The sequence below is a fragment of the Jatrophihabitans sp. genome, assembly GCF_051960575.1.
In the GTDB taxonomy this organism is placed as follows: Bacteria; Actinomycetota; Actinomycetes; order Mycobacteriales; family Jatrophihabitantaceae; genus JBQCEE01.
Genome location: NZ_JBQCEE010000382.1, coordinates 1 through 19309 on the forward strand (window position 1 = coordinate 1; position 19309 = coordinate 19309).

Annotated in this window: 15 protein-coding genes; 8 read left to right on the forward strand and 7 right to left on the reverse strand. The window is 73.4% G+C overall.

Going from position 1 to position 19309, the window contains the following annotated elements:
- The coding region (locus ACTHMS_RS21180) for an ATP-dependent helicase (protein WP_440308653.1) at positions 1 to 2828 on the reverse strand (2828 nt) is incomplete at its 3' end.
- Between the two features lie 5 nt (positions 2829 to 2833).
- Complete coding sequence (locus ACTHMS_RS21185; RefSeq protein ID WP_440308639.1) at positions 2834 to 5908, reverse strand: ATP-dependent helicase; 3075 nt, start codon at positions 5906 to 5908, stop codon at positions 2834 to 2836.
- Positions 5909 to 5960: 52 nt separating this feature from the next.
- On the opposite strand from ACTHMS_RS21185, the gene ACTHMS_RS21190 reads away from it, so the two are divergent.
- Positions 5961 to 6440, forward strand: coding sequence for a hypothetical protein (locus ACTHMS_RS21190; RefSeq protein ID WP_440308640.1), 480 nt, complete (start codon positions 5961 to 5963; stop codon positions 6438 to 6440).
- Between the two features lie 10 nt (positions 6441 to 6450).
- Here the strand turns inward: ACTHMS_RS21190 and ACTHMS_RS21195 are convergent, their stop codons facing one another.
- The 4 genes from ACTHMS_RS21195 to ku all read right to left on the reverse strand — a co-directional run bounded on the left by ACTHMS_RS21195 (position 6451) and on the right by ku (position 10674).
- On the reverse strand, positions 6451 to 7038 hold the full coding sequence (locus tag ACTHMS_RS21195) for a TIGR03086 family metal-binding protein (protein WP_440308641.1): 588 nt from the start codon (positions 7036 to 7038) through the stop codon (positions 6451 to 6453).
- Positions 7039 to 7051: 13 nt separating this feature from the next.
- Positions 7052 to 8230 (reverse strand): adenylyltransferase/sulfurtransferase MoeZ, encoded by a 1179-nt coding sequence (moeZ, locus tag ACTHMS_RS21200; RefSeq protein WP_440308642.1) that lies wholly within the window; start codon positions 8228 to 8230, stop codon positions 7052 to 7054.
- A gap of 103 nt (positions 8231 to 8333) precedes the next feature.
- Positions 8334 to 9479, reverse strand: a complete 1146-nt coding sequence (locus ACTHMS_RS21205) for a DUF3152 domain-containing protein (protein ID WP_440308643.1) — start codon at positions 9477 to 9479, stop codon at positions 8334 to 8336.
- A gap of 202 nt (positions 9480 to 9681) precedes the next feature.
- Entirely contained in the window at positions 9682 to 10674 is a 993-nt protein-coding gene (gene ku, locus ACTHMS_RS21210; RefSeq protein WP_440308644.1) for a non-homologous end joining protein Ku, read from the reverse strand.
- Positions 10675 to 10700: 26 nt separating this feature from the next.
- Between ku and ligD (ACTHMS_RS21215) the strand changes: the two genes are divergently transcribed.
- From ligD (ACTHMS_RS21215) to ACTHMS_RS21240, 6 genes are all read left to right on the forward strand, one after another.
- Positions 10701 to 11615, forward strand: a complete 915-nt coding sequence (gene ligD / locus ACTHMS_RS21215) for a non-homologous end-joining DNA ligase (RefSeq protein ID WP_440308645.1) — start codon at positions 10701 to 10703, stop codon at positions 11613 to 11615.
- Positions 11608 to 12564, forward strand: a complete 957-nt coding sequence (gene ligD / locus ACTHMS_RS21220; RefSeq protein WP_440308646.1) for a non-homologous end-joining DNA ligase — start codon at positions 11608 to 11610, stop codon at positions 12562 to 12564. Before ligD (ACTHMS_RS21215) ends, ligD (ACTHMS_RS21220) begins: the two co-directional genes overlap by 8 nt.
- Before the next feature lie 41 nt (positions 12565 to 12605).
- Complete coding sequence (locus ACTHMS_RS21225; protein WP_440308647.1) at positions 12606 to 13208, forward strand: TetR/AcrR family transcriptional regulator; 603 nt, start codon at positions 12606 to 12608, stop codon at positions 13206 to 13208.
- Between the two features lie 137 nt (positions 13209 to 13345).
- Positions 13346 to 13573, forward strand: a complete 228-nt coding sequence (locus tag ACTHMS_RS21230; protein ID WP_440308648.1) for a DUF3107 domain-containing protein — start codon at positions 13346 to 13348, stop codon at positions 13571 to 13573.
- Positions 13574 to 13865: 292 nt separating this feature from the next.
- Positions 13866 to 16241 (forward strand): molybdopterin cofactor-binding domain-containing protein, encoded by a 2376-nt coding sequence (locus ACTHMS_RS21235; protein WP_440308649.1) that lies wholly within the window; start codon positions 13866 to 13868, stop codon positions 16239 to 16241.
- Positions 16241 to 16711, forward strand: a complete 471-nt coding sequence (locus ACTHMS_RS21240) for a (2Fe-2S)-binding protein (RefSeq protein ID WP_440308650.1) — start codon at positions 16241 to 16243, stop codon at positions 16709 to 16711. Before ACTHMS_RS21235 ends, ACTHMS_RS21240 begins: the two co-directional genes overlap by 1 nt.
- Positions 16712 to 16805: 94 nt before the next feature.
- Here the strand turns inward: ACTHMS_RS21240 and ACTHMS_RS21245 are convergent, their stop codons facing one another.
- Positions 16806 to 17468, reverse strand: coding sequence for a ferritin-like fold-containing protein (locus tag ACTHMS_RS21245; protein WP_440308651.1), 663 nt, complete (start codon positions 17466 to 17468; stop codon positions 16806 to 16808).
- 162 nt (positions 17469 to 17630) lie between these two features.
- Here ACTHMS_RS21245 and ACTHMS_RS21250 point away from each other — a divergent pair.
- The coding region (locus ACTHMS_RS21250) for a DEAD/DEAH box helicase (protein WP_440308652.1) at positions 17631 to 19309 on the forward strand (1679 nt) is incomplete at its 3' end.

Sequence of the window (19309 nt, forward strand, 5' to 3'; positions counted from 1 at the left end):
GGCAACTCGTCGAGGTCGAGCAGCGTCTGTCCCTGCCAGCGGTGCTCGAGCCAGGTGTGGAACGCGGTGCCGCGCCGGGCCCAGGGCGCCGGCGGCCGGGGCAGCGGACGGCGCAGGCTGCGCGCGAGGTCGGCGGGCGCGCGCCGCAGCTCGACCAGCTGCGACACCGACAGCTGGCGCGGCAGCTCGACCGCGGTGCGGTCGACGGACGCGAGACGGTCGCGCTCGGCGAGCAGCACCTCGACGTCGTGCCGCCAGCGCGCGACGTCGTCGGACTCGGCCGTCGGATCGACGATCTCGAGCCCGGGCAGCACCTCGGCGGCCGCGCGCACCAGCGCCGCCCCGGCCTCGACGGCGGCCCGGCGGCCCGCGACGCCACCGTGCAGCGCCGTCGGCACGAACGGGTCGACCGGCCAGCCGGCCTGCACCGGCTCGACGGTGCGCGGGTTGACGGCGTCGGGCTCAGGGGTGAACCACTGCTCGGGGGTCACGTGCTCGCGCAGCGTCTCGAGGTACGGCGACGGGGTGCGCGGCTTCTTGGTGGTGTCCCACGCGTAGCCGCTGGCGAGCAACACGTGACGGGCACGGGTCAGCGCCACGTAGGCGAGCCGCCGCTCCTCCTGCCCGTGCTGCGCGAGCACGGCGTCGTGGTGCTCCTGCAGCAGGTCGGCGACCTCCTTGCGCGACGCTGCCGCCTCGAGCCGCAGCGGCGGCAGCCCGTCGCTGTCGCCGCGCAGGTCGGCCGGCAGCTCCTGCCGCGCGCGCGTCCAGTTCACGCCGGTCGGGCGGCCCGGGAAGATGTCGTCGGCCAGCCCGGGCACGGCGACGACGTCCCACTCGAGACCCTTGGCACCGTGCACGGTGAGCACCTGCACGCGCTCGGCCGCCACCTCGACCTCGCCGGCCTCGAGCCCGTTCTCCTCGTCCTCGGCCGCCTCGAGGAAGGCGAGGAAGGCGCGCAGGCTGGCGTCACCGGCCTCGGCGGCGAACTCGGCCGCGACGTCGAGGAAGCGGTCGAGGTGCACCCGGCCGACGCGCGCGCGGTCGGGGCGCGCCGCCACCTCGATGCCCACCCCGATCGCCGTCTCGACGTCGGCGACCAGCTCGGCGAGCGGCGCCCCGAGCCGACGCCGCAGCCGGCGCAGCTCGTCGGCGAGGCGGGTCATGCGGCGGTGGCCCTCGGGCGAGTAGCGGCCGGCCGGGCCGAGGTCGTCGAGGGCCTCGAGCAGGCTCACCGGCTCGCGGTCGTCGGGGTCGACGACGGCGTCGTCGGGCGGCCGGACGAGCGCCGCGGCCCGTGCCTGCAGGACGGCGAGGTCACGCGGACCGATGCGCCAGCGCGCACCGGTGAGCAGGCGCAGCAGGGCGCCGCCGGGGCGGACGTCGGCGAGCACGCGCAGCGTCGCCACCACGTCGACGACCTCGGGCGTCGTGAGCAGGCCGCCCAGGCCGACGATCTCGACCGGCAGCCCGACGGCGAGCAGCGCATCGGCCAGCGGCGTCATCTGGGCGCGCCGGCGCACGAGCACCGCGGCGGTGCGTTCGCCCGCGGGCAGGGCGCGCCAGGCGGCCAGCACGTGATCGGCGACCCAGCCGGCCTCGTCCTCGACCGTCTCGAGGAAGGCGGCGTGCACCTCCCCCGCAGCGCTGTGTGGGGCGGCCCGCAGCGGGATGGTGCGGGTGCCGCGACGCAGCGGCTCGGCGACGGCATTGGCGACGTCGAGCACCGCGCGGCCGTTGCGGAAGCTGGTGGCGAGCGGGAAGACCGTCGCGGCCCGCCCGTCGCGGTGGCGGAACCGGAGGTCGAAGGCGGTCATGTTGCCGGCGCTCGCGCCGCGCCAGCCGTAGATCGACTGGAACGGGTCGCCGACGGCGGTGACCGGGTGGCCGTCACCGAACAGGCCGTGCAGCAACTCGATCTGCGCGTGGCCGGTGTCCTGGTACTCGTCGAGCAGCACGGCGGCGAACCGCGCGCGTTCGACGGCGCGCACCTCGGGCAGCGCGGCGAGCGCGGCCGCGAGTCGCATCTGGTCGCCGAAGTCGACGGCCGACTGTTCGTGCTTCGCCCGCTGGTACTCGCGCACGAGCGGGATCAGCGCCTGCCGCTGCCGCAGCGTGCCGATGTACTGCTTCGCGCCGCTGGGGATGTCGTTGCGCACCCGGGGGCCGAGCGGCAACGCGAAGAAGTGGTCGAGCGCGGCGGCGCAGTGCTGCTCGACGGCGTCGGGGTCGACGAGATGGTCGGCGAGCTGCCCGGCGAGCGCCAGGACGTAGTGCACCGTGGACGAGACGGCGCCGAACTCGGGCAGATCGCCCTCCCAGCGCCGCACGACGGTGTCGGCGAGCTGCCACAGCCGGGCCTGCGACAGCAGCCGGGCCGACGGCTCGGCGCCCACGCGCAGCGCGTGCTCACCGACCAGCCGGCCGGCGAAGGCGGCGTAGGTCGAGACCGTCGGTTCCAGCGACTGCAGCGCGGCGAGCTGCTCGTGGTCGTCGGGACGGTCGCGCTCGACGATGCGGCGCCACTGCGCGAGACGCCGCCGGATGCGCGCGCCCAGCTCGCCGGCCGCCTTGCGGGTGAAGGTCAGGCCGAGCACCTCGTCGGGCGCGACGAGGCGGTTCGCGACGAGCCACACGACCCGCGCCGCCATCGTCTCGGTCTTCCCCGAGCCCGCACCGGCGATGACGGCGGCGGGCTCGAGACCCGACTCGATCACCGCCGCCTGCTCGTCGGTCGGGCGCGGCTGGCCGAGCAGGTCGGCGAGCTCGACCGCGCTGATGGACGCCGGCTGCGCCGGCCGGTGCACGTCCGCCACGCCCTCGATCATGTCGGTCACTGCGGCACCTGCCGACCGACGGGCTGCAGCGGACAGCACGACCGCACCTCGCAGACGTGGCAGCGCGAATTGTCGATGGCGAGGAACTCGTGCCCCCGCATCCGCTCGGCGACGTGCTCGACCGTGCGCCGGGCCCACTCGGGGTCGTCGTGCTCGGCGAGCGGGCGCTGCACCTGCTCGATCGCCCCACCGGTACCGAGCTGCACCAGCCGGGCACCGCCGGCGACCTCGCCGTCACCGAAGCCGCCGGCCTCGATCGCGAGCTGGTAGACGCCCAGCTGCGGATGGGCCGTCGCGTCGGAGGGCTTGTTCCGGCCGGTCTTGAGGTCGATGACGACCAACCGCCCGTCGGCGTCGCGCTCGAGCCGGTCGACCCGTCCGGCGATCACCGCGTCGCCGACCTCGGCCCGGAAGCCGCGCTCGACGTCGACCCGTTCGAGCGTCGCGCGGCTCTCGCGCAGCCAGGTGACCAGCCGATCGAGCATGCCGCTCGCGGTCTCGCGCTGGTTCTTCGCGTACCAGGCCGCGCCGAAGTCGAGCGTCGACCACTGCTCGTCGAGCTGTCGCTCGAGCTCGGCGAGGTCGAGCGGGTCGGCCTCGGCCGCCGCGAGCGCGTGGACGAGGGTGCCGAGCCCGGCGGCGGTGCCCTGGTCGTCCTGCCCGCCGAGCTGCTGCAGGACGGTGCGCAGCTCGCAGTCGAGGAACGGCTCGACCCGCGAGGGGCTGATCGGCACCGGCCGGTCGGGATCGGCGACACCGGCGGTCGTCGACAGCGGCGCGAGCCCCCACCACTCGTCCGGGTCGGCACCCGGCACGCCGGCGTGGGCGAGCCGCGCGAGCTGGCTCGCGGCCGCCCGGCGCTCACCCTCCGGTGCATCCGGTGCCGTGACGACGGCCCGCAGTTCGGCGACGAGCCCCGGCAGGTGCACCCCGCTCATCGGTCGCGTCGGGCTGCGTGGCTCGTCGCGCGGGTCGAGCTCGTCGAGGAACCGCGACGGCTGCTCGTCCTCGCCGGTCACCGCCGTCACCACCAGGTGCCGGCGCGCCCGCGTCGCGGCGACGTAGAACAGCCGCCGCTCCTCGGCGAGCTGGCGCGAGACCGACGCCGGCGCGGCCGTGCCGGCCCGCCCCTCGATGGCGTCGAGCAGCTCGTCGGTGCCGAGCAGCGACCCCCGCCGCCGCAGGTCGGGCCAGCCGCCCTCCTGCACGTGGGCGACCGCGACGACGTCCCACTCGAGACCCTTGCCGGCGTGCGCCGTCAGGATCGCGACCGCGTCGGCCTCGCGGCGTGGCAGGGCCATCGCGTCGCCCGGGATCTGCTGCGCCCGCAGGTGGTCGGCGAAGCGCGCGGGCGCCTCGCCGGGCAGGCGGTCGACGAAGTTCGCGGCCTCGTCGAACAGCCGCAGCACGGCGTCGAGGTCGCGGTCGGCGGCCGCCCCGGCCGGGCCGCCGGCGAGGCTGGCGGTCTCCCACCGTCCCGCCAGGCCCGACGCAGTCCAGACGGCCCAGAGCACCGCCTCGACGTCACCGCCGGACTCGACGGCGGCACGCCCGGCCGCCAGCGTGCGCGCCACTCGGGTGATCGCGCCGGCGCCCGCGGGCGGCAGCAATGCCGCCGCCGACGGGTCGAGCAGCACGGGTACGAGCGCACCGCCGTCGTCGGGGAAGGTACGGCGCAGCACGCGGCGCACCCGCCGCAGCGTGAGCGAGTCGGCGCCGCCGAGCGGACCGGTCAGCAGGGCCTCGGCCTGCGCCTCGTCCAGCCGCCCCGGGTCGGCGGCACAGCCGAGCAGGTCGAGCAGCAGATCGACCGCCGGCTGCTCGGCGAGCGGGATGTCCGCGGCGCGGACGGCCACCGGCACCCCCGCCGTCGTCATGGCGCGCCGCAGCACGCCCAGCGTCTGCGCCGTCGAGCGCACCAGCACCGCCATGCGCTGCCACGGGATGCCCTCGAGATGGGCGCGCCGCAGCACACCGGCGAGGTAGGCGGCCTCCTCGCTCGCGCTGCGGAAGACGTGCACGTCGACGCGGCCGGGGTCGAGCCCGGCCGCGGGTGTCACCGCGCGCTGCTCGGCGCGGCCGGGCAACCGGTGGGCGATCCGCCGCGTGGCCTCGACCAGGTCGGCCCCGAACCGGCGGCACTCACGCAGCGCCACCACCGGGACCTCGCCGCCACCGCCGAACCGGTGCGACACGTCCCGGATCGCCGACTCGTCCGCACCGCGGAACGCGTAGATGGACTGGTCGGGATCGCCCACCAGCACCAGCTCGTCGGCGCCGTCGGCCAGCAGTTGCACGAGCTCGGCCTGGGCCGGGTCGGTGTCCTGGTACTCGTCGACGAACAGGTGCCGCCGCCGCTCGCGCTCGGCGGCGAGCAGGGAGGGATCGGCGTGCAGCGCGTTGAGGGCGCCGGAGATCAGCTCGGCGGGGTCGTAGCCGCCCGGGTCGCGCAGCACCGTCACGCCCTGGTACTCGGTGAGGAACGCGCCGGCCGCGAGCCAGTCGGGGCGGTCGTACACCCGGCCGAGATGCTGCAGCGTCGGCCCGTCGAGGCCGCGCTCGACCGCGCGCATGAGGAAGTCGCGCAGCTCGTCGGCGAAGCCGAGCGTGCGCAGCGCCGGCCGCAGCCCGACCGGCCACCGCTCCACGTCCCCGTCGGCGAGAAGGTCGCGGATCAGGACGTCCTGCTCGGCCGAGGCCAACAGCCGCGGAGCCGGGGCGCCGTCGCGGACCGCCGCCATCCGCAGGATGCCGAAGGCGTACGAGTGCAACGTGCGCGCGATCGGCTCGCGCACGGTGCGGTCGAGACGGGCGGCGACACGGTCGCGCATCTCGACAGCCGCGCGCCGGCTGAAGGTCAGCATGAGGATCGACTCGACCGGCACCCCGCGCTGCACCCGGTCGACGACCGTCTCGACGAGCGTGGTGGTCTTGCCGGTGCCCGGGCCCGCCAGCACGAGCAGCGGCCCGCCCGGGTGGTCGACGACCCGGCGCTGCTGCGCGTCGAGCACCGGTGCCGTCGCGGGCGGCGGTGCGGTGCGCAGCAGGTGGTACGACCGGGCTGATGTCACGCAGAGGATCCCATCACGACCCTCTGACAGTTTCCGCGCGACACTGGCGCGCATGCCCGCCGAACCCGACCCGGCCGGTCTCGACCCGGCCGCCGAACGCCGCCTGGCCGTCGCCCTGTTCAACCGCACCTGGACGCTGCTCGAGCGCATGGACCGGAGCCGCGACGAGGACGACGCGATGCTGCACATGGCGCACGCGTCACGGCACCATTGGGGCCAGGTGGGCGAGCCCGTGCACCGGGCCCGCGGCGAGTGGCAGGTGTCGCGGGTGTACGCCGTCCTCGGCCGCCCCGAGCCGAGCCGCCACCACGCGCAGCGCGTGGTCGACCTCTGTCTCGAGCACGGCATCGCGGACTGGGACCTCGCCTACGGCTACGAGGCGCTCGCCCGCGCCGAGGCCGTCTCCGGCTCGCCGGAGCAGGCCCGCGCGTGGACGCAGCGGGCGCTCGACGTCCCGATCGCGGAGCACGACGACCGGGAGCACCTGCTCGAGGACCTCGCGACCGTCCCGGGCCAAGCGCCGTTCTGGTGACCGCTGCGGCTCACGCGGAAGGACGCCGCCAGTGCGGGTCGCGGCCGGTGAGCGCGAGCAGCCGCTCGAGCACGGGCGCGTCGTCCGGCACCGGCACCGGCCGGTCGAAGACGCCGCTGGACGCGAGGTCGCCGAAGCCCAGGGCGTCCACCCAGACCGCTTCGACCAGCTCGTCGGGCAGCCGTTCGGGCGAGCCGATCGCCCGGCCGAGGTCCCAGGCGTGCACGCAGAGGTCGAAGGTCATCTCGGCCAGGTAGTCGCGCGCCGGGGTCCAGCCGCGGCTGAGGTCGACCTCGCGGTCGAGCGCGCCGGCGGCGAAGAAGGCGGCGTGCGAGAGGGTCGCCGCCTCCTGCCACGCGCCCACCCGGTCGGCGTCCGGCGGCGGCATCGCCGACACGCGGGCGTCCGCCTCGGTGAAGGTGAGCCCGGCGAGCAGCGACGGCGCCCAGCGGTGCTCGTCGATCAGGTGGTCGACGAGCTCGGCGACCGTCCACTCACTGCACGGGGTGGGGGCGTCCCACTGCGCGCTGCCGATCTCGGCGACGCGCAGCGAGAACGCCTGCTGCCCCTGGACGAAGAGCGACGCCCGCTCGTCCATCAGGCGCTCGCCATCAGTACGACGGCAGCGACGGGTCGATCTGGTTCACCCAGGCGGTGACGCCGCCCTGCACGTGCACGGCGTCCGAGAAGCCCGCGTTCTTGACCGCCGCGAGCGTCTCGGCCGAGCGCGCACCCGTCTTGCAGTACATGACGATCTGCTTGTCCTGGGGCAGCGAGGCGAGGGCGTCGCCGCGGAGGATCTCGTCCTTCGGGATCAGCGTCGCGCCGGGGATCGAGACGATCTCCCACTCGGCGGGCTCGCGCACGTCGACCAGGTAGATCGGCTTCTCGGAGTCGATGAGGTCCTTGAGCTCGCTCGCGGTGATCGTCGAACCGATCGCGGCCTGCTGCGCCTCCTCGGACACGACGCCGCAGAAGGCCTCGTAGTCGATGAGCTCGGTGACCGTCGGGTGCTCGCCGCAGACCGCGCAGTTCGGGTCCTTGCGCACCTTGATCTTGCGGTAGTTCATCTCGAGGGCGTCGTAGACCATGAGCGACCCGACGAGCGGCTCACCGATGCCCGTGAGCACCTTGATCGCCTCGTTCACCTGGATGGAGCCGATCGACGCGCACAGCACGCCGAGCACGCCACCCTCGGCGCACGACGGCACCATGCCGGGCGGCGGCGGCTCCGGGTAGAGGCAGCGGTAGCACGGGCCGTACTCGGCCCAGAAGACCGACGCCTGGCCGTCGAAGCGGTAGATCGAGCCCCAGATGTAGGGCTTGCCGAGCAGCACACAGGCGTCGTTGACGAGGTACCGCGTCGCGAAGTTGTCGGTGCCGTCGACGATGAGGTCGTACTGGCTGAACAGGTCCATCACGTTGGACGCGTCGAGGCGCAGCTCGTGGATGTTGACCTGGATGAGCGGGTTGATGTTGCGCACGCTCTCGGCGGCCGACTCGGCCTTCGGGCGGCCGACGTCGCTCTGCCCGTGGATGATCTGGCGCTGCAGGTTCGACTCGTCGACGGTGTCGAACTCGACGATGCCGAGCGTGCCGACACCGGCCGCGGCGAGGTACATGAGCGCGGGCGAGCCGAGGCCGCCGGCGCCGACGCAGAGCACCTTGGCGTTCTTCAGCCGCTTCTGCCCGGTCATGGCGACGTCCGGGATGATCAGATGGCGGCTGTAGCGGCGCACCTCGTCGACGGTGAGCGACTCGGCAGGATCCACGAGCGGCGGCAACGACACAGGACGTTCCTCACGACGGCAGTTCGAGTTGGACGCAGGTGCCAACCACGTCGACGGGGCGGGCATTCCGCCCTCCAGTCAACCAGCCGCCGTCACGGCCCGCTCAGCCGGCGAGGTAGTACTCGTTGTTCGCGTCGGTGTCGGTGTCCTCGGCGCCGGGGGCGTCCGTGGCGCCGACCGGGTACGGCCAGACGTTGAGCGTGCAGGCCCGGTGCGTCGTGGCCGAGATCAGGCCGTAGGTCTGCTGCATCATCGCCGGCGCCATGCCGTTGGCGAGGCACGAGTGGGCGTGGTCGTGGCCCAGCGCGTGTCCGTCCTCGTGGTTGATCATGTAGACGCGGTACTCGTCGAGGTGGCCCTGGTAGGCGACGGCGCCTCGCACCCAGCGGGCCACGTTGAAGACCACGCGGCTCTGGCCGGGGTCGTAGCACGACGTCTCGACGGCGATGTCGTAGCCGCAGAGGCTGCGCACCGTCATCGCCGACGTGAGCGAGACGTGGAAGGTGGCGTCGGCCGCGTTCGCGACCCGCTGCAACTGCACACCGTGCCCGGACCAGCTGCGCTTGTCGTCCAGCGTCGTGTCGACCAGCTTGGCGAAGGCGGTGAGGTCGACACCGGTGATGCCGTTCTCGACCTCGATGTCGTAGGTGAAGCGCTGGCCGCTGCCGACGGCGCGCGTGGTGCCCGGCAGCACCCGGAAGGTGCCCTTGCCCTGCAGCGTGTACGGGGCGCCCGGCGGGAGGTCGTAGGACTTCAGCGTCGGAGCCGACGGCTGCGCCGACGCCGACGCCGACGCGGCCGGGGCGCTGCTCGTCGACGGCGTCGTGGCGGGGGTGCTCGGGGCGGCGGCTGTCGGGCGCGTCGGCACAGCACCCGTCGCGGCGGTCGCACGCCGCGGCTCGGGGCCCTTCGCGGTGGCCAGCGCGACGACGGTCAGCACGACCAGCACGGGCAGCGCGTACGCGCGCCAGCCGTACTTGCGCACGAACTCGCGCACGGGCGACCGGAACCGCACGGGCGGCGGCAACTCGTGCGGGTTCACGCGATCGAACCCGCCGCGCACATAGGTGACGTCGGCGTAGGCGCCGTCGTCCCAGCGCTCGTCCCAGTCGTCCTCGGCGACGTACGGCAGGCGCGTCGCGAGCTGCGGATCGCGCACGACGGTGACCGTCCGGCCCCAGCCGTCGGCGCCGCCCTCATCGCGGTCGCTGTGCCGTCCGTACTCGCGCAGGTACCAACCGTCCGCCACGGTCCGAGCGTGGCACAGGGCGGCCCGAAGACGGCCGAAGCAGCGCGCGTGTCAGCGCACATGATCGGCAGGTCGGCGGCTGGGCCCATCCGATCAGCCTACGAAGGTCACGTCCGGGCGGCGCGACGAGCGGGCGCCGGTCGCCCCCGACCATGATCGAGACGGCGCGGTGGACCGCCGGCGGTCCAGCACACCGCCTCGATCACGCGGTCTTGCGGTTCGCCGCCTTCTTGGCCGGCGTCTTCGCAGCCGTCTTCTTCGCCGTCGCCTTGGCGGCGGTCGCCTTCGCGGCGGCCTTCTTGGCCGGCGCCTTCGCAGCCGCCTTCTTCGCCGGCGCCTTGGCTGCGGCCTTCTTCGCCGCTGCCTTGCCCGCCGAGGCCTTGGCCGGGGCCGTGGCCGACGAGTCGACCGCCTCCCCGCGGTCGCGCTTCGCCGCCTCGACCGACGCCCGCAGTGCGGCCATGAGGTCGACGACGTTGTCGGCGCGGGGCTGCACGTCCTCGGGCTCGACCACCTCGCGTCCCTCGATCTTGGCCTCGATCACCGACTGCAGCGCCTCGCGGTAGTTGTCGCTGAACTCGCCCGGCTCGAAGTCGCCCGCCATGCTCTCGACGAGCGAGCGGGCCATCTGCTTCTCGGCGGGGCGCAGCTCGACGTCGGCGTCGAGGAAGCCGAACTCGGGCGTGCGGATCTCGTCCGGCCAGAGCATCGTCTCCATGACGATCACGCCGTCACGCACGCGCAGCGTCGCCAGCTGCTCGCGGTTGCGGATCGCCACCTTGACCAGCGCGGCCATGCCGCTGTCCTCGAGGGCGTCGCGCAGCAGCACGTACGGCTTCACCGCGGTCGTCTCGGGCTCGAGGTAGTAGCTCTTGGCGAAGTAGATCGGGTCGATCTGGTCGAGCGGCACGAACTGCACGACGTCGACGACGCGCGCCGTGGGCAGCGGGAGGTCCTTGAAGTCGTCGTCGGTGAGCACGACGGTCTCGCCGCTCGGCAGCTGGTAGCCCTTCGCGATCTCCGAGTAGGGCACCTCCTCGCCGTCGGCCTCGGCGACCCGCTTGTAGCGGATGCGCGAGCCGTCGCTGCGGCGCACCTGGTGGAAGCTGACGTCCTTCTCCTCGGTGGCCGAGTAGAGCTTGACGCCGATGCTGACCAGCCCGAACGAGACGCTGCCCTTCCAGATGCTCCGCATCCGTTTAGTTTGGCGGGGTGGAACCCATGCTGGCCACCCCGGTCGCGAAGCTGCCGGTCGGCGAGCAGTGGGCCTACGAGTTCAAGTGGGACGGCGTGCGGGCGCTGCTCGACGTCCGCGACGGGCGGGTGCGCATCACCAGCCGGAACGGCAACGACGTGACGGCGGGGTACCCGGAGCTCGTCGCGCTCGCCGCCGACGCGGGCGACGCCCTGCTCGACGGCGAGTTCGTGGCCTTCGTCGACGGCCGGCCGTCGTTCCAGCGGCTGCAGTCGCGCATGCACGTGCGGGCCAAGGCGGAGGTGCAGCGACTGGCCGCCGAGTGCCCGGTCGCGTTCGTCGCCTTCGACCTGCTGCGCCGCTACGGCGTCGACCTCACCGGGCGTCCGTGGCGCGAGCGGCGGGCGACGCTCGAACGCTGGCTCGCCGACGCCGACGGCTGGACGATCAGCCCGTCCTTCGACGACGCCGCCGCCACCGAGCAGGTCGCCCGGGCCGCCGGGCTCGAGGGCGTGGTGGCCAAGCGGGTCGACGCGCCGTACCGGCCGGGCGCGCGCAGCGACGACTGGCGCAAGCTGCGCTTCGGCCACGCCGACGAGTTCGTCGTCATCGGCTGGGAGGCGCCGACCGAGCGACCGACCGACCTCAGCTCCCTCGTGCTCGCCACCCGCTCCGGGGACGGGTGGGAATTGGCCGGGAAGGTCGGCAGCGGGCTCTCGGCGGCGGCGGTGCGGGTGCTGCGTCCGCTGCTCGTGCCGCGCGACGAACCCGTCGTCACCGGCGTCCCGCGCTCGCCCGGCCGGGTCGTGCGCTGGGTCGAACCGACCGTCGTGGTCGACGTCGCGTACGCCGCCCGCACGGACGACCACCGGCTACGGCACCCCGTCTTCCGCGGGGTCCGCACCGACAAACGCCCCGAGGAGGCCACCGGCGATGGCTGACCGTATCCCCGTCGAGGTCGACGGACGCCGGCTGACGCTGTCGAACCTCGAGAAGGTGCTCTATCCCGAGCACGGGTTCGCCAAGGGCGAGGTGATCGACTACTACACCCGCATCGCGCCGGTGCTGCTGCCGCATCTCGTCGACCGGCCGCTGACGGTGAAGCGCTACCCGAACGGCGTCGACAGCCAGTTCTTCTACGAGAAGAACGCGCCGCGCGGGACCCCCGACTGGGTGCGCACCGTGCGGCTGCCCGCGCCGGGCTCGACCAAGGACCGCGAGTCGATCGACTACACCGTCGTCGAGGAGCTCGCGACGCTCGTCTGGCTCGCCAACCTCGCCGCGCTCGAACTGCACGTACCGCAGTGGCGCGTGCCCCCGCGTGCCCGCAGCGCTCATGCTCGGGTCGCAAGCTCCCCTCGGCCCCGCACCGACCTCATCGTCTTCGACCTCGACCCCGGCCCGCCCGCGACGATCGCCGAGTGCTGCGAGGTCGCGGTGCTGCTGCGCGACCTCGTCACCGCCGACGGCCTGCACCCGGTGCCCAAGACGTCCGGGTCGAAGGGCATGCAGGTCAGTGCGCCGGTGAGCGCGGCCGACCCGATGCTGACCTCGGCCTACGCGAAGCGGGTGGCGCAGAGGTTGGAGCGCGACCACCCGGACCTCGTCGTCTCGCGCATGACCAGAACGCTGCGGCCCGGCAAGGTGCTGGTCGACTGGAGCCAGAACAACCCGGCCAAGACCACCGTGGCCGTCTACTCGCTGCGGGCCCGCCCCGAACCGACGGTCTCGACCCCGCTCACCTGGGACGAGGTCGAGGCCGGCGGCGTGCTGCGGTTCACCGCCGCCGAGGCGCTCGAGCGGGTCGAGCGGCACGGCGACCTGTTCGCCCCGGTGCTCGACGATGCCCACCGCGTGACGATCACCGAGGGGCTGGCTACCGGCGGGTAGGATCGCTGGGTCCTGAGCCGTCGTCGTCGAGGGGAGCGCCGATGTCGAGTTCGGTGCGGCTCCCCCGCTCGGCCCGCCGCCAGCAGTTGCTGGCCGCGGCGCAGGAGGTCTTCGTCGCCAACGGCTACCACGCCGCGGCGATGGACGACATCGCCGAGCGCGCCGGGGTCTCCAAGCCGGTGCTCTACCAGCACTTCCCGGGCAAGCTCGAGCTCTACCTGGCGCTCATCGACGCGCAGGCCGAGGCGCTGCGGCAGACGGTGAACGACGCCCTGCGGCGCACCACCGACAACCGCGAGCGCATCCACAACGTGCTGTCGGCCTACTTCGGCTTCGTCGACCGCGACGGCCACGACGGCGCGTTCCGGCTGATCTTCGAGAACGACCTGGCCAACGACCCCGGGGTGCGCGAGCGGGTCGAGCGGGTCACCCAGCAGACGATGGAGGCCGTCGCGGACACCGTCGCGGCCGACACCGGCCTGAGCCGGGACGAGGCCGAGCTGCTCGCGACGGCCCTCACCGGCGCCGCCCAGGTCGCCGCGCGGTGGTGGCTGTCCAACGAGCGGCCGATGTCGCAGGCCGACGCGGTGCGCCTGCTCGAGTCGCTGCTCTGGCGAGGGATCTCGAACTTCCCCCGCCAGTGAGGCGCCCGCTGTTCGCCGACAGCGGAGCGGTGCCATGCGCCCCGGTCGCCTCGACTAGCGTGGACGCTGCCCGCAACCCACCGGCCACCGTGCCGGTGCGGGCCACGACCGTGTCGACAGTGCGAGGAGGCTCCCCGGTGGAGGTCAAGATCGGTGTTCTGCACACTCCCCGGGAGATCGTGCTCGAGAGCACCCAGAGCCCGGACGAGGTCGAGGAGCTCGTCGCCACGGCGCTCAAGAGCGTCGACGGCCAGCTGAGCCTCACCGACGAGAAGGGCCGGCGGGTGATCGTCCCGGCCAATCTCATCGCCTACATCGAGATCGCGCAGGCCGACGTGCGCCGCGTGGGCTTCATCCAGTCCTGAGCCGGCCGCGGCACGCCCGCGGCACCACGTCCCCCGACGGCGGGGCCCCCCTCACGGTGCCCCGCCGTCGTGCTGCCGGGGCTGTCCGGAAGGTCCGGAAAAGTTCGACGACCGCGCGTCACCTCCGCGGCGTCCGCTCGTTTGACAGCGGAAGGTTGATTGTCAAAACTAGGACGTCCCAGCAACATGCCTGAAACCGCACCGTTGCCCGGGATCGAACCTGTTGGCAGTCCGAAGGTCGGTTCGGGACCTTCGTCGCGCCGGTCACACCGCAGTCCGCGTCACACACTCGATGCCCGTCCCAGCCGAGGAGCCCCCTGTGACAGCAGTCCGTCCGCGTCCCACCCCGCACCCCGACCCGACCGAGCCGGCGTCGACCGGCGGCACGAGCCGCCGCTCGTTCCTCGGCTTCCTCGTCGCCGCGCCGACGCTCGTCGCCGCGGGCGGTGCCCTGCTCGGCGGGAAGGAGGCCGGCGCCGCCGTCCCGTCGCTCCCCGAGCCGTCCGACCTGTTCGACCTCGGTGACCTGCAGAACCTGGCCGCCCTGCCGACGTCCAACCTCATCACGGTCGTCGTGAACCCCGACGGGACCGTGTCGTTCGCGCTGCCGCGCGCCGAGGTCGGCCAGGGCATCCAGACCGCGATCGCCATGCTGATCGCCGAAGAGCTCTCCGTCCCCATCGAGCGGGTCGACGTCACCCTCGCCGACGCGCGTCCGGAACTGGTCTGGAACCAGCTCACGGGCGGGTCGAACAGCATCCGCTCGATGTACACCCCGGTGCGGGTGGCGGCTGCGGCCGCCCGCGAGCGGCTGGCGGAGACGGCGGCCGCGCAGTGGGGGGTGTCGCCGTCGTCGGTCACCGCCGCGAACGGCGTGCTCACCGGCCCGGGCGGGCAGCGCGCGACCTACGGCTCGCTCGCCTCGGCGGCCGCCGTGCGCACCACGATCTCGGTGCAGCCGACGTTGAAGCCGATCAGCCAGTTCACCGTCGTCGGCAAGCCGCAGAACCGGCTCGACGCCCGCGACATCGTCACCGGACGCAAGCTGTTCACCAACGACCACCAGGTGCCCAACGCGCTGCCGACGATGATCTGCCGGCCGCCGACCGTCAACGGCACGCTCACAGGCGTCTCGAACCTGGCGCAGGTGCGGCAGATGCCCGGCGTCACGCACGCCGAGATCATCAGCAAGGGCGTGGCCGTGCGGGCGCGCACCTTCGGCCAGTGCATCGACGCGATCCGCGCGCTGCAGTGCACCTGGAACTTGGGCCCGAACGCCGGCAAGTCCGACGACACCCTGCGCGCCTCGCTCAAGCAGGCCGAGCTGCCGGTCGCGGCGGTGCAGCTGCCGCTGACCAACGTCATCGACCAGCGCTTCACCTTCGCCTTCGCGAGCAACAGCCCGCTCGAGACGGGTACTGCGATCGCCGACGTGCGCAAGGACAGCGCCGAGATCTGGTCGTGCATGAAGGTGCCGATCGTCGCCCAGAACGACATCGCGAACATGCTCGGCCTGCCGGTGAGCAAGGTGACCTGCCACGTCACCCAGGGCGGCGGGTCGTTCGGCCGGCACCTGTTCTCGGACGCCGCGCTCGAGGCCGCGGAGGCCTCACAGAAGTTCGGCGTGCCGGTGAAGCTGATGTGGCACCGCACCGACGACTTCCGCCAGGGCCGCATGCACCCGATCGCGACCTCGCGCGTGCGGGCGGTCTACGCCGGCAACAACGTGCTGAGCTTCGAGCAGCGGCACACCAGCGTCAGCACCGACTTCGGCCACGGCTTCGGCGAGATGCTCACCGAGTACGCCGACAAGATCCCGCTCGCCAACACCCTCGGGTACGCGCAGACGATCTTCGAGCTCACCGCGAACGTGCCCTACAACTTCGGTGTCACCGACCAGGCGCTCAGCGAGATCGAGGAGGGCAACTTCCACACCGGCTCGCTGCGCAACATCTACTCGCCCGACGTCTGCACCGCCATCGAGCTCGTCGTCGACCAGTTGGCGGCGGCGATGAAGATGGACCCGTTCACCTTCCGAAAGAACTTCCTGAAGGACGACCGGTCGCGGGCGGTGCTGCAGCGGGCGGCCGACCTCGGGCAGTGGGGCAAGGCGATGGCGCCGGGCACGGCCCAGGGCATCGCGTTCCACGCCGAGTACAAGGCGGTCGTGGCCTGCGTGGTCGAGATCGACTGCACCTCGGCGACGGTGAACCGGCAGATCCGCGACGCCCGCACCGGCCCGCGGGTCACCCGGGCGACCTTCGTCGTCGACCCCGGGCTCTGCATCAACCCGACCGGTCTGAAGGCCCAGATGCTCGGCGGCATCATGGACGGCATCGCCCACGCGCTGACGACGAGCATGCACCTCAAGGACGGCACGTTCCTCGAGGGCAGCTGGGACAACTACTTCTACACCCGGCAGTGGAACGTCCCGCCGCAGATCGACATCGAGATCATGCCGACCACGACCGGCCAGCCCTCGGGCGCCGGCGAGCTCGGTGTCGCCGCCTCGAAGGCCGCCGTGGCCTGTGCCTACGCCCGCGCGACGGGCACGGTGCCGACGACCTTCCCGATCAGCCACACCGACCCGAACCTCGGCTTCGATCCGTTGCCGACCACCCCACCGATCCCGCAGTCCCCCACCAACGGTTTGGAGTACGAGCGCTGATGGGCACCCACACCTTCATCCTCAACGGCGAGCGGGTCAGCGTCGACATTGAGGACGACGTCCGCCTGCTCTGGGTCCTGCGGGACGTCTTGGGCGTCACCGGGCCGAAGTACGGCTGCGGCCTGAACGTCTGCAAGGCCTGCACGAGCCACATCAACGGCAAGGCCTTCAACCCGTGCAGCGTGCAGGTGGGCGACATCAACCCCGACGACGAGATCACGACCATCGAGGGTCTCGCCGACGGCGACACCCTGCACCCGATGCAGCAGGCCTGGCTCAACCGCGACGTCGCCCAGTGCGGCTACTGCCAGCCGGGCCAGATCATGGCGGCGGTGGCGCTGGTGCGCCGCGTCAAGGCCGAGGGACGCGCCATCACCGACGCCGACCTCGACACCATCCGCAACGTCTGCCGCTGCGGCACCTACGGCCGCATCCGCGAGGCGATCGTCGAGGGCGCCGCCAACATGTAGTCCCCCCGCGAGTTCACCGGCCAACGGCCGTCGCCGGCGGTTCCCCCGCACCCCGGCGGCGGCCGTTGTCCGTTCCGGGGCGACGGGCAGGCGGTCAGGGGTCGAGGCCGAGGTCGCGCATGCGGGCGCGGTGCCGTTCGGCGATGCGGCCCATGATCGCCGACAGGGCGCCGAGGTCGCCGGCGCCGGACACCAGCCGCAGCAGCGACTCGCGGTCGGCGAGCACGTGCTGGCTCTGGCTGATCGCCTCGCCGAGCAGCCGCCGCGCCCAGAGCGCCAGCCGCCCGGCCAGGGCGGGTTGCCTCGCCAGGGCGGCCTGCACCTCGGCCGCGGCGAACTCGGCGCGTCCCTCCTCGGTGAGCACCTCGCCGATGAGCCGGCCGGTGTCGCCGTCGACGACGCCGGCCATCTCGCGGTAGAAGTCGGCCGCGATGCCGTCACCGACGTAGGCCTTCACCACCGCCTCGGGCCAGGTCTGCGGCTCGGTCAGCGTGTGCCACGTCTCGATGGCCGCGACGAACGGGGCCATGGCGGCGACCGGGTCGGCGCCCAGTTCGCGCAGCCGGTCGGCCAGCGCCCGGTAGTGACCGAACTCGGTCGCGGCCATCGCCGACATCGCCGCGCGGGCCGCGAGGTCGGGGGCCATGCGCGCGTCGTCGGCGAGCCGGTCGAAGGCGCACAGCTCGCCGTAGGCCAGCACGCCGAGCAGGTCGACGACGGCGGCCGCCGCGCTGTCCTCGTCGGTCGGGCGCGCCATCCGGCGACCCTATCCCGCGGGCCGGACCGGCGCGGGCGGCGCGGCAGGTAGGGTTGGGGCCGAACCTGCGCGTTGACCACGCAGCCGCGGTGCCTCCCTCCATTCGGGTCGCAGGCGCCCGGTACCGGAAGTCGGTCGGCGCACCGTATCCGAGGACGCCGAATGACCGATGCAGTGACCGAACCGACCGACGAGCAGACCGTCGAGATCGACGGCGAGCCCGTCGCCCCGCTCGCAGCCCGCGCCCCGGTGAAGCCGGACAGCCCCGCGTTCAGCGACTTCCCGATCAACCCGGCCATCGTGCAGGCGCTCGCCGATGTCGGCATCCACCGCACCTTCGCGATCCAGGAACTGACCCTGCCGATCGCGCTCGAGGGCAAGGACCTCATCGGGCAGGCCCGCACCGGTACCGGCAAGACGCTGGGCTTCGGCGTGCCGCTGCTCAACCGCCTGCCGACCGACCGCGGGCCCGGCACCAAGCCGTACGCACTGGTGATCGCCCCGACCCGCGAACTCGCCGTGCAGGTGTCCGGCGACCTCGCGGCGGCGGGGAAGCGCCTGGGCGCGCGGGTGCTCACCATCTACGGCGGCCGCGCGTACGAACCGCAGATCGACGCGCTGAAGAAGGGCGTCGACGTCGTCGTCGGCACGCCCGGCCGGCTGCTCGACCTGACCCAGCAGGGACACCTCTCGCTGGACGAGGTGCGCATCCTGGTGCTCGACGAGGCCGACGAGATGCTCGACCTGGGCTTCCTGCCCGACATCGAGCGGCTCATGGGCATGATCCCGGCCGGCCGTCAGACGATGCTCTTCTCGGCCACCATGCCCGGGCCGATCGTGGCGCTGGCGCGGAAGTTCCTGCAGCAGCCGATCCAGATCCGCGCCGAGCAGGAGCAGTCGCAGCCGAGCACCGAGCACATCGACCAGTTCGTCTACCGCGCCCACGCGATGGACAAGCTCGAGATGCTGGCCCGCGTGCTGCAGACCCGCAACCGCGGCCTGGCCCTGATCTTCACCCGCACGAAGCGCACGGCGGCGAAGGTGGTCGAGGACCTCGAGGACCGCGGGTTCGCGGCCGCCGCGATCCACGGCGACCTCGGCCAGGGTGCCCGCGAGCAGGCGCTGCGCGCCTTCCGCTCGGGGAAGGTCGACGTGCTGGTCGCCACCGACGTCGCCGCCCGCGGCCTCGAGGTCGAGGGGATCACGCACGTCGTGAACTACCAGGCGCCCGAGGACGCGATGACCTACGTGCACCGCATCGGGCGCACCGCCCGCGCGGGCGCGTCCGGCACCGCGGTCACCTTCGTCGACTGGGACGAGATCCCCCGCTGGAAGCTCATCTGCGACGAGCTGAAGCTGCCCTTCCACGAACCGGCCGAGACGTACTCGACCTCGCCCCACCTCGCGCTCGACCTCGACATCCCGGACGGCGTCACCGGCACCCTGCCGCGGGCCGCCCGGACGCGTGCCGGCCTCGACGCGGAGGAGATCGAGGACCTCGGCGGCAGGTCGCCGGCCAAGGACCGCGGCGGACGCCGTCGCGGTGCGGGCGGCGAGCAGGACGACAAGCCGGTCGAGCGCAAGCCCCGGCCCGCCCGTACCCGCGCGCGCCGCCGCACCCGTGGCGGCCAGGACGCCGACGGTGGCGTCGAGCAGTCGGTCGACGGCCCGGACGCCGGCGAGGTCAGCGGCGATCCCGGCGCGAACCCGGTCGCCGACGCGGCGGCCGTCGCGGCCGAGACCGGCACGCCGACCGCCGGCGGCACGACCGACGACGGGGCCGCCCGCAAGCCGCGGCGCCGCCGCCGCGGGGGCCGTGGCCGCGGCGCGGGGGGCCCCGC

Bases quoted from the DNA above. Each gene is read 5' to 3' on its own strand.
- ACTHMS_RS21225 (WP_440308647.1), top strand. From the start codon at position 12,606: ATGTCGAGTTCGGTGCGGCTCCCCCGCTCGGCCCGCCGCCAGCAGTTG.
- ACTHMS_RS21190 (WP_440308640.1), top strand. From the start codon at position 5,961: ATGCCCGCCGAACCCGACCCGGCCGGTCTCGACCCGGCCGCCGAACGC.
- ACTHMS_RS21235 (WP_440308649.1), top strand. From the start codon at position 13,866: ATGCCCGTCCCAGCCGAGGAGCCCCCTGTGACAGCAGTCCGTCCGCGT.
- ku (WP_440308644.1), bottom strand. From the start codon at position 10,674: ATGCGGAGCATCTGGAAGGGCAGCGTCTCGTTCGGGCTGGTCAGCATC.
- ACTHMS_RS21245 (WP_440308651.1), bottom strand. From the start codon at position 17,468: ATGGCGCGCCCGACCGACGAGGACAGCGCGGCGGCCGCCGTCGTCGAC.
- ligD (WP_440308645.1), top strand. From the start codon at position 10,701: ATGCTGGCCACCCCGGTCGCGAAGCTGCCGGTCGGCGAGCAGTGGGCC.
- ACTHMS_RS21240 (WP_440308650.1), top strand. From the start codon at position 16,241: ATGGGCACCCACACCTTCATCCTCAACGGCGAGCGGGTCAGCGTCGAC.
- ligD (WP_440308646.1), top strand. From the start codon at position 11,608: ATGGCTGACCGTATCCCCGTCGAGGTCGACGGACGCCGGCTGACGCTG.
- ACTHMS_RS21195 (WP_440308641.1), bottom strand. From the start codon at position 7,038: ATGGACGAGCGGGCGTCGCTCTTCGTCCAGGGGCAGCAGGCGTTCTCG.